This is a genomic window from Oerskovia rustica, from assembly GCF_014836555.1.
Lineage (GTDB): Bacteria > Actinomycetota > Actinomycetes > Actinomycetales > Cellulomonadaceae > Oerskovia > Oerskovia rustica.
This window is the reverse complement of the sequence record NZ_JACSQQ010000017.1, coordinates 84,415-99,376: the sequence shown is the minus strand read 5'-3', so window position 1 is coordinate 99,376 and position 14,962 is coordinate 84,415. Positions and strand designations below refer to the sequence as shown.

At 72.5% G+C, this 14,962-nt stretch carries 12 protein-coding genes; 2 read left to right on the top strand and 10 right to left on the bottom strand.

Translation table 11 applies throughout. The annotated features are described in order from the left end of the window. Positions 1-112 precede the first annotated feature (112 nt). Positions 113-562 (top strand): SufE family protein, encoded by a 450-nt coding sequence (locus H9652_RS11645; RefSeq protein ID WP_191796387.1) that lies wholly within the window; start codon positions 113-115, stop codon positions 560-562. 6 nt (positions 563-568) lie between these two features. Here H9652_RS11645 and H9652_RS11640 read toward each other — a convergent pair whose 3' ends face one another. Further along, positions 569-1,009 carry a winged helix-turn-helix transcriptional regulator gene (locus tag H9652_RS11640; RefSeq protein WP_191796386.1) on the bottom strand — a complete coding sequence of 147 codons (441 nt, stop codon included), beginning with the start codon at positions 1,007-1,009 and terminating at the stop codon, positions 569-571. A 176-nt stretch (positions 1,010-1,185) separates the two neighbouring features. Between H9652_RS11640 and H9652_RS11635 the strand changes: the two genes are divergently transcribed. After that, positions 1,186-1,557, top strand: coding sequence for a DoxX family protein (locus H9652_RS11635; RefSeq protein WP_191796385.1), 372 nt, complete (start codon positions 1,186-1,188; stop codon positions 1,555-1,557). 116 nt (positions 1,558-1,673) lie between these two features. Here the strand turns inward: H9652_RS11635 and H9652_RS11630 are convergent, their stop codons facing one another. From H9652_RS11630 to H9652_RS11590, 9 genes are all read right to left on the bottom strand, one after another. Beyond that, positions 1,674-2,642 (bottom strand): bile acid:sodium symporter family protein, encoded by a 969-nt coding sequence (locus H9652_RS11630; RefSeq protein ID WP_191796384.1) that lies wholly within the window; start codon positions 2,640-2,642, stop codon positions 1,674-1,676. Between the two features lie 107 nt (positions 2,643-2,749). Next, positions 2,750-3,781, bottom strand: coding sequence for a multicopper oxidase domain-containing protein (locus H9652_RS11625; RefSeq protein ID WP_225228111.1), 1,032 nt, complete (start codon positions 3,779-3,781; stop codon positions 2,750-2,752). 361 nt (positions 3,782-4,142) lie between these two features. Next, positions 4,143-4,913, bottom strand: coding sequence for an SDR family NAD(P)-dependent oxidoreductase (locus H9652_RS11620; RefSeq protein WP_191796383.1), 771 nt, complete (start codon positions 4,911-4,913; stop codon positions 4,143-4,145). A 104-nt stretch (positions 4,914-5,017) separates the two neighbouring features. Further along, positions 5,018-5,455: a TFIIB-type zinc ribbon-containing protein gene (locus H9652_RS11615; RefSeq protein WP_191796382.1), complete on the bottom strand. Its 438-nt coding sequence runs from the start codon at positions 5,453-5,455 to the stop codon at positions 5,018-5,020. A 112-nt stretch (positions 5,456-5,567) separates the two neighbouring features. Continuing rightward, entirely contained in the window at positions 5,568-6,257 is a 690-nt protein-coding gene (locus H9652_RS11610) for a response regulator (protein WP_191796381.1), read from the bottom strand. Next, on the bottom strand, positions 6,254-9,103 hold the full coding sequence (locus H9652_RS11605) for a DUF4118 domain-containing protein (protein ID WP_191796380.1): 2,850 nt from the start codon (positions 9,101-9,103) through the stop codon (positions 6,254-6,256). Before H9652_RS11605 ends, H9652_RS11610 begins: the two co-directional genes overlap by 4 nt. Further along, positions 9,100-9,822 carry a potassium-transporting ATPase subunit KdpC gene (gene kdpC, locus H9652_RS11600; protein ID WP_191796379.1) on the bottom strand — a complete coding sequence of 241 codons (723 nt, stop codon included), beginning with the start codon at positions 9,820-9,822 and terminating at the stop codon, positions 9,100-9,102. The genes H9652_RS11605 and kdpC overlap by 4 nt, the downstream gene beginning before the upstream one ends. A 1-nt stretch (position 9,823) precedes the next feature. Beyond that, entirely contained in the window at positions 9,824-12,124 is a 2,301-nt protein-coding gene (gene kdpB / locus H9652_RS11595; RefSeq protein ID WP_191796397.1) for a potassium-transporting ATPase subunit B, read from the bottom strand. A gap of 102 nt (positions 12,125-12,226) precedes the next feature. Then, positions 12,227-14,914: a glycosyl hydrolase family 18 protein gene (locus H9652_RS11590; protein ID WP_191796378.1), complete on the bottom strand. Its 2,688-nt coding sequence runs from the start codon at positions 14,912-14,914 to the stop codon at positions 12,227-12,229. Positions 14,915-14,962 lie beyond the last annotated feature (48 nt).

Genomic DNA, 14,962 nt, shown 5'->3' with positions numbered 1-14,962 from the left:
GCCCGGCCCGCCGGCGGACCGCCCGCCGGGCGCCAGCGGACGGCCCGACGGCGAGCCGTCCGCTGGGCGGTCCGGCGCTGCCCGGGCGCGTCGCGGGTGGGAGGATCGACGGATGACCGACGACGCCGCGACCGCCCTGCCCCCGGTCCTCACCGAGATCCGCGACGACTTCCTCGCGCTCGGCGAGCGCGACCGCCTCCAGCTCCTCCTCGAGTTCTCGCGCGAGCTCCCTGACCTGCCCGCGCGCTACCAGAACGCGCCCGGGCTGCTCGAGCGCGTCGAGGAGTGCCAGTCGCCCGTGCGCGCGTTCGCCGAGGTCGAGGAGGACGGGGTCCACCTGTACGCGACCGCGCCGGCCGAGGCCCCGACCACGCGCGGATTCGCGTCGATCCTGGCGCAGGGGCTCGACGGGCTGACACCCGAGCAGGCGCTCGCCGTGCCCGACGACTACCCGTTCATGATCGGGCTGACGAACGCCGTGAGCCCCCTGCGGCTCAACGGCATGACGGGCATCCTGCTGCGCGCCAAGCGGCAGATCCGCGAACAGGTCGCGGCGGGCTGAGGGTCCTCAGCCGCGGTCGTCGGCCTGCGCGTCGAAGCGCACCCGGTGCCCCTGGATCTCGTCGGTGTTCTCCATGGCCCACTCCACGAGGGCCAGGACCGGCGGCAGCAGCGTGCGCCCCAGGTCGGTGAGCTCGTAGTCGACCCGCGGCGGGACGACCGCGTGGACCGTCCGGCTCACGAGCCCGTCGCGCTCGAGCTGGCGCAGGTTGAGCGTGAGCATGCGCTGGGAGATCCCGCTGATGCCGTGCAGCAGCTCGGTGAAGCGCAGCGGCCCGCTCGAGAGAGTGCCCAGGATGAGTGCGCTCCACTTGTCCCCGACCCTGTCCAGGACACGCCGGACCTCGCTGCTCGCGTGGTCGGCGCCGCAGCCGCCTCCGTCGGGGACGGGCACGTGAAGGTCGTCGGGAGCCTGCGACCGGTGGGTACCGCTGGTGGCGGCGGACATGAGTTCTCCGTTCCGGACCCACCGGGAACACCGGTGTGCCTTTTGTAGACCTCCTCCAGGTTACCCATGATGTCCTCCGGCACAAAAGGTGACCGACCCTACGGACGGTTACCGACCATCCTCTTCCGCGCACCCGCCGCGACATGGCGGCGTGCCACGACCTCGAAGGAAACCCTATGAACATCGCCCTCTGGATCGCCGCAGGTCTGCTCGCCGTCGCCTTCGCCGGTGCGGGCTTCATGAAGCTCACGACCCCGGCCGGCAAGCTGATGGAGCAGATGCGCTGGGTCACGCCGGGGCGTCTGACCGCGGTCCGGGTGCTCGGGGCGCTCGAGATCCTCGGCGCCGTCGGCCTGATCCTGCCGCTCGTGACCGACATCGCGCCGATCCTCACCCCGATCGCGGCCGTCGGCCTCGCGGTCACGCAGGTCGGCGCCATCCCGCTGCACGTCCGCCTCGGCGAGAAGCAGTCCGTGCCGGTCAACACCGTCCTGCTGCTGCTCGCAGTGTTCGTCGCCGTGGGGCGCTTCGCCGGCTGGGGTGCGTGACGCCGTCGGCCGCTGAGACGCCGAGAAGCGCGTCGAGTGTGACGTTCGGGCTGTCACGGGACCTCCGGGACAGCCCGAACGTCATACTCGACGTACGGGCCGGACGGGGCCCGCGATCACGCCTGGTCGCGCAGCGCCAACCGGCGCGCCAACACCGCGCACACGATGAGCTGGAGCTGGTGGAACACGATGACCGGGACGGCGATCGTGCCCGCGACCGCGACCGGGAAGAGCACCGCAGCCATGGGCAGCCCCGTGGCCAGGCTCTTCTTGGAGCCGCACATGAGCAGCGCGATGCGGTCCTCGACGCCGAGCCGCAGCCCCGCCCCGCCCCACCAGGTCACCGCGAGCATGACCGCGAGGATCACCGCGCTGATCCCGACGAGAGCCAGGATCGTCCACCCCGAGATCCCGGCCCACACGCCCGCGCTCGTCGCCGCGGCGACCGCACCGAAGACCACGATCAGGATCGTGCCGCGGTCCACCGACAGCGTGAGCCAGCGCCGCGCCCGGACCCACCGGCCCACGAACGGCTGCAGGAGCTGGCCCACGACGAACGGGGCGAGCAGGTGCAGCAGGACGTCGCGCAGACCGCTCAGTCCGCCGGTCGCGCCGCTCGACGACATGAACCACAGGACCAGCAGCGGCGTCACGACCATGCCCACGACGTTCGAGACCGTGGCCCCGCAGATCGCGCCCGCGATGTTCCCGCGCGCGACCGACGTGAACGCGACCGACGACTGGACGGTCGAGGGCAGCAGCGACAGGAAGAGGATGCCCGCCGCGAGCGGCGCCCCGACCACGGGCGTCACGGCCCACGAGACGGCGAGCCCCACGAGCGGGAAGACCACGTAGGTCGAGGCGAGGATCCCACCCTGGAGGCGGACGTTCCTCAGGCCTGACCAGACCTCGCTCGTCGACAGTCGCATGCCGTAGACCAGGAACAGGACGGCGACCGCGACGTCGGCGACCGTGTCGACGACACGCTGGACGTCGGCCGGCACCGGGACCACGAGCCCCAGGACCATGGTCGCGACGAGAGCCACGATGAACGGGTCGACCCACTGCTTCAGCACCTGGCGCACGAGGGACGAGTCTAGGTGTCACCGGCCGGTAGGCGGCCGTCGTCGACCGTCAGGCCCCGCGCGGCCGCCGCGCCGCGCCGGTCCTGACGCCTCGCACGCGGACGCCGCTACGGGTGCGCGTGCCCCTGGTACCGGTGGAGCGCGGCCTGAGCATGGTCGGGCACGCTGCCGTCCTTGTTCGCGACCAGGAAGATCCCGCCCATGCCCATGTCGGAGTGCGACTGCACGTGGCAGTGGACCATCCAGGCCCCCGGCCCGACGTTCTCCCCGGCGATCACCTGGAAGCCGAACGAGTCCCCCGGGTTGAGGTCGCGCGTGTCGACGACCTGGGTCGGGTCGCCGGGCCCCGTGAGGTAGCCCGTGCGGTTGTTCGCCCACCTGTGCGCGTGCAGGTGGAAGGTGTGGAACGCGTTGCCGTGACCGATCGCCACGAACTCGACGCGCTCACCCTGGTTCGCCTCGAACACGGGCACGTTCGGCGCGACCTGGTTGTTGATCGACATGCCGTTGAAGGCGACCGTGTACTGGCGGTCGGGCAGGACGTCGCCCTTGCGCCGGACGATCAGCGCGCCGTACATGCCGACCTTGACGCCCTCGGTGCCGTGGTCGGTGCCCAGCGCGTGGTCGTGGTAGTGCCAGTAGCCCGCGCTGCCCGGCATCCACTGGCCGCCCTTGGTCGTGTACGCGGCGTGGGTCCGCCACACGTACGTCCGCGACTGTCCGGGTTCGTTGAACGAGGCGTTGAGCGGGCTGCCGTCGGAGTCGTAGCTGTAGCTCACGCCGTGCGCGTGCAGCGACAGGCGCTTGTCCGTGGTGTTGACCAGGGTGATCTCGAACGTCTCGCCCTCCCACATCTCGAGGGTCGGGCCGGGAACCGTCGCCTGTCCGGGAGCGAGCCCGTAGCCGATCAGCCCGCCGGGCAACGCCTCGGCGTACATCGTCAGGCGGCGGACCTTGTCCTTGCCCGGCTTGCCCTTGTCGGGCTTGCCGTGGTTCCCGTTGCCGTGCGCGGCGGCGGGTGCCGCGCCGAGCCCGAGCACGGCCGGCGCCACGAGGCCCGCGACGGTGCCGGTCAGCATCGACCGTCGCGAGATCTGTCGCTTGAGCAGTCCGTCGGGGGCGGCGGTGTCCTGTGTCATCGTTCTCCCTCTCCTCTGCCCGCCGGCGGGTCGTGGGGATCCGGGGGCGGTCAGGTCTTCGTCGTCGAATCCCTGCGTGCCCGGGTCGAGCGGTCGCGTGCGGGATGGGCGACGGGACCGTTCGGCCGGGCGTGGACTGCACGCGGAGCGCGTGGCACCGCTCGGTGGCCGACGACGTCGTGGGCCCGCTGCGGTGCGGCTCCCGTGGTGACGGGTCCGGTGCACGCCCGACCCTAGGGAGACTTCTGTCGTCGGTCAAGCACAAGTTGTTTGGTATACCTTTTTGTTTAGCGTTTCTCACTCCAGAAGAACGCCCGGCCGTACCCGTCGAGCCCCGCCAGGACCGTGCGGAGGTCGCCGCTCAGAACAGCGTGTATCCGCCGTCGACCGTCACGACGGCCCCCGTCATGAAGCTCGACGCCTCGCTCGCGAGCATGACCACGACCGGCCCCAGCTCGGCCGGCGTCCCCCACCGCTTCATGGCCGCGGGCGCCACGCAGTCGTCGTAGTACTCGGGCTGGTCCACGGGCGACGCCTCCGTGAGGATGTAGCCCGGCGCGACCGCGTTGACCCGGATCCCGTGCGGCGCCCACTCCGCGGCGAGCCCCTTGGTGAGCTGGTGCACCGCGGCCTTCGACGCGAGGTAGGCCGGCTGCCAGCGTGGGCGGTTCACGATCTGCGCGGACATCGACCCGACGTTGACGATCGTCCCACCGCGCCCGTCCTCGACCATCTGCCGGGCCACGGCCCGCGAGCAGTACCAGACGCCGTCGAGGTTCGTCGCGAGCGTGCGGTGCCACACGTCGTCCTCGATCTCCAGGGCCGCGCCCCCGATCGAGATCCCCGCGTTGTTGACGAGCACGTCGACCCCGCCGCCCTCGCGCCCGACCTGCGCGACGACGTCGTCCACCTGCTCGCGGTCCGTCACGTCGAGCTCGTAGCCGTGCGCGTCGAGGCCCAGCGCGCGCAGCTCGTCGGCCGCGGACCGCGCGGCCTCGACCGTGGTGGCGGTCAGCGCGACACGCGCGCCCGCCTCCCCGAGGGCCTGGGCGAGGCCGCGGCCGATGCCCCGGCTCCCCCCGGTGATCAGCGCCGTGCGGCCGGCGAGCGAGAACGAGTCCAGGACGGGCATGGGTCTTCCGATCAGGAGCGGGTGAGGGCGGGCGGCGTGTGTGCTCACGGCCCGGTGGAACGACGACGGCGCCGGCCCCGCCTGGGGGCCGGCGCCGCGGCGGCTCAGAAGTCGAACAGGTCCTCGAGCCAGGACTCCTTCTTCTTGCGCTTGCGGTAGCGCGGGTCGTCGCTGCGGTACTGGTCGGAGCCGCGGTAGCGGTCGTCCCCGCGGTACTCGTCACGGCGACGGTCGTCGCCCCGGTAGTCGTCGCGACGGCGGTCGTCCGCGTAGCCGTAGGGCGCTTGCGGCGGGACCGGGAGCTGCTGGGTCGGCGGGTACTGAACGGGCGGCGGGGTCGCGGCGCGGGGCGCACCGTGCGGCGCGGCCGCAGCGGCAGGGCCACCCGCCTCGGCGGCGATCTCGGCCTCGAGGCTGCGGTCGATGATCTTGTCGAGCTCACCCCGGTCGAGCCACACTCCGCGGCACGTGGGGCAGTAGTCGATCTCCACGCCCTTGCGGTCGGACATCACGAGCACGGTCTGGTCGAGAGGGCACAGCATGACGGGTCTCCTTCGTCGGGTCGAACGCTCAACGGTCGGCGCGCGGCGGTGGTTCCCGCTCGCCCGGATCGTGCCGGGCAGCGGGGCCGTGCGACAGGGTACGGCGGCGGGGTCAGACCTCGAAGAGGTAGCCCATGCCCGGCTGGGTGATGATGTGCCGCGGGTTCGCGGGGTCGTCCTCGAGCTTGCGCCGCAGCTGCGCGGTGTAGACGCGCAGGTAGTTGGTCTCGGCCGAGTACGCGGGCCCCCACACGTCGTGCAGGAGCTGGAGCCGTCCGACCATGCGCCCACGGTGACGCACCAGGACCTCGAGCAGCGACCACTCGGTCGGGCTGAGGCGCACCTCCTGCCCGGCTCGCAGCACGCGGCGCCGGGCCAGGTCGATCCGCAGGTCGCCCGCCTCGACGACGGGCTCGGACGCCTCGGCCGGCTGGGCGCGGCGCACCGCGGCCCGCAGCCGCGCGAGCAGCTCGTTCATCGCGAACGGCTTCGTCACGTAGTCGTCCGCGCCCGCGTCGAGCGCGTCGACCTTGTCGTCGCCGAGCTGGCGGGCCGAGAGCACCACGATGGGCACGGCGCTCCACCCCCGGACGCCCGCGATGACCTCGAAGCCGGAGAGGTCCGGCAGGCCCAGGTCGAGGAGGATCACGTCGGGGCGGGCGCTCGCCGCCGCGTCGAGGGCCTCCGTGCCCGTCATGGCCACGGTCACGTCCCAGCCGTGCGCTCGCAGGTTGATCGCGAGGGCGCGCACGAGGCCCGCGTCGTCGTCGACGACCAGCACCCTGTTGCCGTCGACGCTCATCCGCGTACCTCGCCCTTCTCGTCGTCCGTCATGCCCGCCGTGCCGGCCGGGCCACCGCTGTCAGTGCTCACGGCGTCATCCTCCCGTGCGTCGCGCGGCACCGTGACCACCATGGTCAGTCCGCCGCCCGGCGTGTCCTCGGGCGTGATGGTCGCGCCCACGGCCCGGGCGAGGCCGTCGGCGACGGCGAGCCCCAGTCCCAGGCCCTCGCCGGTCGTGTCACCGAGGCGTTGGAAGGGCTCGAACATGCGGACCTTGGACTCGTCGGACAGGCCACGACCCGTGTCGACGATGCGCAGCTCGATCTCGCGCGGGCCGGCCGACGCCGTGATCCGCACGGGCTCGCCGGGTGGGCTGTGCCGCACGGCGTTCGAGGTAAGGTTCGCGACCGCGCGTTCGAGCAGCCCGGGGTCCGTGCGCACGAGTGGCAGGTCGTCGGGCACGTCGAGACGCACGACACCCGGCCCGTAGGGCTCGACCGCGAGCGGCACGATCTCGTCGACCGACGCCGCGCGCAGGACGGGACGCACGCTGCCCGTCTGGAGCCGCGAGAGGTCCAGCAGGTTGTCGATCAGCTTCTCGAGCCTCCCCGTCGAGTCCTGGATGGTCCGCGTCAGGGCCTCGGTGTCCTCGGCGTCGAGGTCGACGTCCGGGGAGGCCAGCCCGTCGACCGCCGTACGGATCGCGGCGAGCGGGGTGCGCAGGTCGTGCGAGACGGCCGCGAGGAGCGCGGTGCGGGTCGCGTCGGCCTCCTCGAGGACGGCGGCCTGGGCCGCCTGCTCGCGCAGTCGCCGGTACTCCAGGACGAGCCCGGCCTGCGCGGCGAAGGCCTCGAGGACCTGCCGGTCGCTCGCGGGCAGGGCCCGCCCCCACAGGGACAGGCGGTGGTGGTCGTCGACGCGCAGCTCGGTGCGCCCGGGGTCGTCACGGTGCCCGACGGCGGAGCTCGCCCGGGAGCGCACGTCGCCGTCGGCGGGCATCCGGTCGCCCTCGGCGGAGATCCCGTCACCCCCGGCGAGCGGGCGGTCACCCTCGGCGGGCAACGCGTCACCCTCGGCGCGGCCCGTGGTCGCGACCGTCCGCCACGCGCTCCTCTCCCCTGCGCGCGACTCGAGCTCGACCCGCGACAGGCCGAACGTCTCGGCCAGCCGCGTGACGATGGCCTGCGCGGTGTCCTCGCCCGAGAGCACCGACCGCGAGAGCGCGGCGAGGGTCGAGGCCTCGGCCCGCGCCCGGTACGCCTGCACGGTCCGCCGCGCCGCGAGGTCCACGACCGACGCGACGGCCGCCGCGACGAGCACGAACACCAGGAGCGCCAGGAGGTTCTCCGGGTCCTGGACCGTGAGGAACCCCGTCGGTGGCGTGAAGAACCAGTTGAGGCACAGGAACGACACGACGGCTGCGGCCACGGCGGGCCAGAGCCCGCCCACGAGCGCGACGCCCACCGAGCCCGCGAGGAACAGCATGAGCTCGGTCGAGAGCGACACGTCCTCGCGCAGCAGCCAGAAGATCCCGGTCAGCACGGCGGGCACGACGAAGGCCAGGGCCCACCCGGCGGCCCGGCGTCGCCGGGACAGCGCCGACCACCGCCCCCGCAGGAGCCTGCCCGTGCGGGCCTTCTCGTGCGTCACGAGGTGGACGTCGATCGTCCCGGCGAGGCGCGCGATCTCCGTGCTGGACGAGCCCAGCAGCGCCTCGCGCCAGCGGGAGTGCCGCGAGACGCCCACGACGATCATGGTCGCGTTGACGCCCTGCGCGAAGTCGACGACTGCCGACGCGACGTCCTCCCCCACGACCGTGTGGAACGTCCCGCCGAGCGACTCGACGAGCTCGCGCGACGCGGCGATGGCTGCGGGCGGGGCGCTGGGCAGCCCGTCGGTGGCCAGGACGTGCACCGCGACGAGCTCGGAGCCCGATGCGCGCTGGGCGATGCGGGCGCCGCGTCGCAGCAGCGTCTCGCCCTCCGGCCCACCCGTGACGGCGACGACGACGCGCTCGCGCGCGGGCCACGTGCCGACGATCGCGTGGTCGGCCCGGTAGCGGGTCAGGGCGTCGTCGACGCGGTCGGCGAGCCACAGGAGCGCGAGCTCGCGCAGGGCCGTGAGGTTGCCCGTGCGGAAGTACGACGACAGCGAGGCGTCGATCTGCTCGGCCCGGTACACGTTGCCGTGCGCGAGGCGGCGGCGCAGCGCCTGGGGCGAGAGGTCGACGAGCTGGATCTGGTCGGCGTCGCGCACGACCTGGTCGGGCACGGTCTCGCGCTGGCGCACGCCCGTGATGGCCTCGACGTCGCCCGTGAGCGACTCGAGGTGCTGCACGTTGACCGTGGTCACGACGTCGATGCCCGCGGCCAGGAGGTCCTGCACGTCCTGCCAGCGCTTGCGGTGCCGCGATCCGGGCGCGTTGGTGTGCGCGAGCTCGTCGACCAGCGCCACCTGGGGCGCGCGGGCGATCACGGCGTCGACGTCGAGCTCGGTCAGCTCGACGTCGCGGTGGCTCACGACGCGGCGCGGCACCACCTCGAGGTCGCCGATCTGCGTGATCGTGGCGGCGCGCCCGTGGGTCTCGACGAGTCCCACGACCACGTCGGTGCCGCGGGCTCGCCGCCGGTGCGCCTCGCCGAGCATCGCGTACGTCTTGCCGACGCCCGGGGCCGCCCCGAGATACACGGTGAGGACCCCCGGGCGGCGAGCGACGCCGTCGGGCCGGGGGGTGCCGGACGCGCCCGGGCCCGGGCGCCCCTCCTGGGGGCTCCCGGACCCTGCGGCCTCCTGACCGCCGCGCGTCTCAGGCACGGGCACCCGCGCCGTCCGGTCCACGGCGGGGGGCCTCGCGCTCGTCGTCATGGGTTCATCTTCTCCGAGTTCTCGAGCGCGAGGTTGAGCTCGAGAACGTCGACGCGCGGTTCACCCAGGACGCCGAGGTCCCGGCCCGCGGTGTGCCGGGCCACGAGGTCCGCGACGACGGTCTCGTCGAGGCCCCTGGCCTCGGCGACCCGCGCGACCTGCAGGGCCGCGTACGCGGGGCTGATCTGCGGGTCGAGGCCCGACGCCGACGCCGTGAGCGCGTCGGCCGGCAGCGACGCGGGGTCCACGTCGTTCAGGTCCGCGAGCGCCGCCCGGCGCTCCTCGATCGAGGCGACGAGCTCGGGGTTGAGCGGCCCGAGGTTCGTGCCGGCCGAGGCGAGCGTGTCGTAGCCGTCGCCCGCGGCCGAGGGACGGCCGTGGAACCAGCGCTCGGCGTCGTCGGCCGCGGCGAAGTCCTGGCCGATCAGCGCGGACCCCACGACGGGGGCCCCGTCCGCCCCTGTGTCGGTGATCGACGTGGCGTGCGTGCCGTCGCTGCGCACGAGCGAGCCGTTCGCCTGCCACGGCAGGGCGAGCTGCCCGACGCCCCACACCGTGAGCGGGTACGCCACGCCCAGGAGCAACGTCAGGACGAGCAGGACGCGCAGGCCCGCGAGCGTCTGGCGGAACAGCGAGGCGGCACCGGCCGAGGCCGAGGGGCGCGCGAGGGGGGCGGGGCGTCCGGGGACGCCCGCGGGGGTCGAGAGAGTTCCAGGCATGTCAGCCAATCCCGGGGATGAGGGAGATCACGAGGTCGATGAGCTTGATCCCGACGAACGGCGCCACGAGGCCGCCCACGCCGTAGACCAGAAGGTTGCGGCGCAGCATCGCCGACGCCGACGACGGCCGGTACCGCACGCCCTTGAGCGAGAGCGGGATGAGCACCAGGATGATGAGCGCGTTGAACACGACGGCCGACAGGATGGCCGACTCGGGGCTCGACAGCCGCATGACGTTGAGCACCGCGAGCTGCGGGAACACGACCATGAACATCGCGGGCAGGATCGCGAAGTACTTCGCGATGTCGTTCGCGATGGAGAAGGTCGTCAGGGCCCCGCGCGTGATGAGCAGCTGCTTGCCGATCTCGACGATCTCGATGAGCTTGGTCGGGTCGGAGTCGAGGTCCACCATGTTGCCCGCCTCCTTGGCGGCGGTGGTCCCGGTGTTCATCGCGACGCCCACGTCGGCCTGCGCCAGGGCGGGGGCGTCGTTGGTGCCGTCGCCCGCCATGGCGACGAGCCGCCCGCCGGCCTGCTCGCGCCGGATGAGCGCGAGCTTGTCCTCGGGCGTCGCCTCGGCCAGGACGTCGTCGACGCCCGCCTCGGCGGCGATGGCCCGCGCGGTCACGGCGTTGTCGCCCGTGACCATGACGGTGCGGATGCCCATGGCGCGCAGCTCGTCGAACCGTTCGCGCATGCCGACCTTGACGACGTCCTTGAGGTGGACGACGCCGAGCACGCGCGCGGGTCCCTCGCCGACCTGCTCGGCCACGACGAGCGGTGTGCCGCCCGAGGAGCTCACGGCGTCGACGTGGGCCGCGAGCTGTTCGGCGGCAGTGCCACCGGGCCCGCTGCTCGTCGACGACCCGGTCGAGTGCACCCAGCGCTGGACCGCGCTGCCGGCGCCCTTGCGGATGCGGCGAACGCGCCCGTCGGGCAGCGGCAGGTCGATCCCGCTCATGCGCGTCTGCGCGGTGAAGGGCACCATCTCGGCGCCGGTGAGGTCGTCCGCGTCGCCCGCCGTGCCGTTGCTGCCCGACGGCGTCACGCGCGCCGCGTGGTCGGGCTCCCCTGCCCCCGGGGCCGGGCCGGACGCCGGGGCCTCCACGCCGTACCGCTCACGGACGAGCACCACGATGCTCTTGCCCTCTGGCGTCTCGTCCGCGAGCGAGGAGAGCCGGGCCGCCTCGGCGAGCTGCTCCGTCGTGACGTCGCCGACCGTGAGGAGGTCGGCCGCCTGCCGGTTGCCGTACGTGATGGTGCCGGTCTTGTCGAGCAGCAGCACGTCGACGTCGCCCGCGGCCTCGACCGCGCGGCCCGACATCGCGAGCACGTTGCGCTGGACGAGACGGTCCATGCCCGCGATGCCGATCGCCGACAGCAGCGCGCCGATGGTCGTGGGAATGAGGCACACGAGCAGCGAGATGAGGACGATCATCGACTGCTTGGAGCCCGAGTACACCGCGAACGGCTGGAGCGTCACGACGGCCAGCAGGAAGATGATCGTGAGCGAGGTCAGCAGGATGTTGAGCGCGATCTCGTTGGGCGTGCGCTGGCGCTCCGACCCCTCGACGAGCGCGATCATCCGGTCGACGAACGTGTGGCCCGCGGGGGCCGTGATCCGCACGACGATCGTGTCGGACAGGACGACGGTTCCGCCCGTGACCGCCGACCGGTCACCGCCCGACTCCCGGATCACGGGGGCGGACTCGCCCGTGATCGCGGACTCGTCGACCGACGCGACGCCCTCGATCACGTCGCCGTCACCGGGGATGATCTCGCCCGCCCGGACGACCACCACGTCCCCGACGCCCAGCGTCGAGGAGGGGACCTCCGCCGTCGGGAGGGCCGCGAGACCCGTGCCCGAGGCCAGGGTGTCTGAGGGAGCCATGATGCGCCGCGCGGTCGTCTGCTGCTGGGTCGCGCGCAGGCTCGACGCCTGCGCCTTGCCGCGGCTCTCCGCGATCGACTCGGCGAGCGTCGCGAACAGCACGGTCGCCCACAGCCACACCGCGATGGCCCACGCGAACACGCTGGGCTCGAACGCGGCGAGGAGCGTCGTGGCCACGGCACCGAGCTCGACGACGAACAGCACGGGCGACGTGTACAGCTCACGCGGGTCGAGCTTGCGGAACGCCCCGGGCAGCGCGGCCCGGACCTGCGCCCCCGAGAGCGACGCCCCACGCGCAGCCCCGGTCTTGCGGCCGGAAGGCCCATGGGGGGCCGAAGGACCAGCTGCACCAGCCGCGTCGCCCGCACCGTCATCGGCAGCACCGGCTGAGCCCGGAGCGACAGGAAGCAGGACCGCGTCGGACGCACCAGCAGGAGCGTCCCCGCGGGGGGGGGGGGGGGCGCGCGGCGGCCCGGGCCGCGCGGCGCGACGGAGGTCAGTGGTCCCGAGACGTCAGCACGCGCCTCCGTCGGTCCAGGCCCCCCACTGCTGAGCACCCGGCGTGTCCCCCTGGTTCCAGTACTTCGCCGTCCACGTGCGCCCTGCGTGGCTGACCTGGGCGCCGCCGGCGTAGGTCGCCGTGGCGGACCAGGCCGTCGCGGTGCAGACGCCTGTGCCGCCCGTGGTCCCGCCGGTCGTGCCCCCCGTGGTGCCTCCGGTCGTGCCGCCGGTCCCACCCGTGGGCTCGACGACGGTGACGCCCCGCGGGTGGTCGTAGGTCGTCGAGTAGGACGTCCCGCCGATCGTCACGATCACGTTGGAGAACTGCGCGATCGGCATGGTCCACTTGAGCTGGTTCGTGATGCTCCCGCCCGCGGGGATCCCGCCGAGGGGCACCGTGAACTCGGCCGTGTGGAAGTCGCCCTTGAGGCCGCCGACGTTCGGACCCGTGTGGCCCTGCTTGGTCGTCGTCGTCTTCATGCCCGACCAGTCGCTCATCTCGCCCGTGTCCGTGGTGCCGTACTGGAACGAGATGGTCGCGCCCGCCGGGATGGCGGTCTTCGACCTGTTGGTGAACACGACCTTCGGGTTGATCGGGTAGTTGCTGTCACCGAGCGCGAACTGCGTGTAGTCGATGCTCATGTCGATCGCCTGCTTCGGCATCACGCGGTCCGCGTTGGCCTTGGTGGCCCCGTAGGCCGTCGTCGTGCTGAGCTTCGAGTGCATGAGGTCGACCATGGTCTGGCCGATCTCGTACTGGCCCTTGGTCTGGTTGTAGCCGTAGTCGCCCGCGAGCTCCCAGATCATGACGCCGCCGAGGCCCGTGTCGGCCACGTAGTCCGTCTTCGCCCCGATCGCCTGCGTCGTGTCACCGGACAGGAAGACCTTCTTGCTCGCGTTCCACCACCACTCGTTCTTGGTGACCGGGTCGAAGTGGTGCACGTACGAACCCGAGACGGTCGTCGGGACCTTGTACGACGCCGCGTAGTCGCCGGCGATCCCCTTCTGCAGGTTCAGCGCGTGCCAGATCGGGTTGACGCCGGCCGGGACCGCGTTGCCCATGGGGTCGGAGTCGAACCAGAGGTTGTCGACGCCCTCGGCGCCATACCCGCACTTGCCGTTCGTACCTGCCGGGCACGTGAAGCCCGCGGGCGGGACGGCCTTGCCGCCCATGCCGTCGGTGCCGCCCTGGACGCCCTGGAACCCGCGCGTGTAGAAGCCGACGCCGAGGTTCACGCGGCCTGCGGGCATGGCACCGCGGAAGTAGTGCGCGGCCCAGTCACCGTTGAGGTAGCCCATGCCCTTGTACGCGGTGTACACCCCCGCGGCCGTGAGCTCGGGGTCCTTGCCGTCGTCGAACAGCGGCGAGTTGCCGCCGACGTGCTCGTTCCACGCCCCGTGCAGGTCGTACGACATGAGGTTGACGTAGTCGAGGTACTGGACGACCTGGAAGGCCTCCATGCCACGCAGCAGCCACCCGGACGACGGCGTCGCGGTCGTCAGCACGTAGTACTCGCCGTCCTCGGCCCCTGCCTTGTCGAGCTTCTCGCGGAGCGTCTTGAGGAGGTTCACGTACCCCTGGAAGTGCTTGTCACGCTTGGCGTCCGAGAACGCGAAGTCGTCCGGGTTCCCGGCCCCCTTGTTGGACGTGGGGTACTCGTAGTCGATGTCGATGCCGTCGAACCCGTACTGACGGATGAACGCGACGGTCGAGTCGGCGAACGTGTCGATCTTCGCCTGGGACTCGGTCATCGTGTAGAAACCGCCCGACGCGACACGGTTGCCGTTCGCGTCGAAGTAGCCACCGGTCTCGGCCCAGCCCCCGACGGCGGGGATCACCTTCACGCCCGGGTTCGCCTTCTTGTACTTGGCGAGCAGGTTGAAGTGCCCCTTGTAGGACAGGGTCGGGTCCATCTCGGCCCCGGCGACCCCAGGCCACGTCATGTCCGTCGACGCGTTGCCCGCGGCCTGTGCGTTGACGGAGATCTTGTTGTCGGGACCCACGTGCGCGAACGCGTAGTTGATGTGCGACAGCTTGTTCCAGGGGATGTCGCTCGCGAGGTAGCGCGGCTGGCCGTTGGCCCCCGTGCGCCAGCTCGAGAAATAGCCGATCACGCGGCGGTCGAGCCCGTTGGGGAGCTTCTCGCGGCCCGCGGTGTCGTAGACGTCGCAGTAGGGGACGTCCACGCCCGGGGTCTTGTACATGCCGTCCGGACGGCAGGCCTCGTGGCCCGTCACAGGGGTCTCCGGGTTCGTGGTGCCACCCGTCGTGCCACCGGTCGTGCCACCCGTCGTGCCACCGGTCGTACCCGTGGTGCCACCGGTCGTGCCACCCGTCGTGCCACCCGTGGTCCCGCCGGTCGTGCCATCCGTGGTCCCGCCGGTCGTGCCACCCGTCGTGCCACCGGTCGTGCCGCCAGTGGTCCCGCCGGTCCCGCACGCCCCCTGCGAGGCCCAGGGACCGGACGCCTCAGCGCCGGGGACGTTGTTCTGGGTCCACCACTTCGCCGAGTAGTTCACGCCGTCCTTCGAGACGGTCGCGCCGTTGGTGTAGGTCGCCGTCGCCGACCAGGCCGGGGCGCAGTCGGCGGCCATGGCCGACGAGGTGGTGGCCGCGACGAGCATCGTCGCGAACAGCGCCGTCGTGGTCGCGAGGGCCGCGCCGACCCGGGCGCGGTGCCCGGTGAGTTTCACGTGCATCGAATCTGCCTTCGTTGTGCGGAGCGCAACGCGCGGTGTGCGTGGAGC

Bases quoted from the DNA above. Each gene is read 5' to 3' on its own strand.
- H9652_RS11645 (WP_191796387.1), top strand. From the start codon at position 113: ATGACCGACGACGCCGCGACCGCCCTGCCCCCGGTCCTCACCGAGATC.
- H9652_RS11640 (WP_191796386.1), bottom strand. From the start codon at position 1,009: ATGTCCGCCGCCACCAGCGGTACCCACCGGTCGCAGGCTCCCGACGAC.
- H9652_RS11635 (WP_191796385.1), top strand. From the start codon at position 1,186: ATGAACATCGCCCTCTGGATCGCCGCAGGTCTGCTCGCCGTCGCCTTC.
- H9652_RS11625 (WP_225228111.1), bottom strand. From the start codon at position 3,781: ATGACACAGGACACCGCCGCCCCCGACGGACTGCTCAAGCGACAGATC.
- H9652_RS11620 (WP_191796383.1), bottom strand. From the start codon at position 4,913: ATGCCCGTCCTGGACTCGTTCTCGCTCGCCGGCCGCACGGCGCTGATC.
- H9652_RS11615 (WP_191796382.1), bottom strand. From the start codon at position 5,455: ATGCTGTGCCCTCTCGACCAGACCGTGCTCGTGATGTCCGACCGCAAG.
- H9652_RS11610 (WP_191796381.1), bottom strand. From the start codon at position 6,257: ATGAGCGTCGACGGCAACAGGGTGCTGGTCGTCGACGACGACGCGGGC.
- H9652_RS11605 (WP_191796380.1), bottom strand. From the start codon at position 9,103: ATGACGACGAGCGCGAGGCCCCCCGCCGTGGACCGGACGGCGCGGGTG.
- kdpC (WP_191796379.1), bottom strand. From the start codon at position 9,822: ATGCCTGGAACTCTCTCGACCCCCGCGGGCGTCCCCGGACGCCCCGCC.
- H9652_RS11590 (WP_191796378.1), bottom strand. From the start codon at position 14,914: ATGCACGTGAAACTCACCGGGCACCGCGCCCGGGTCGGCGCGGCCCTC.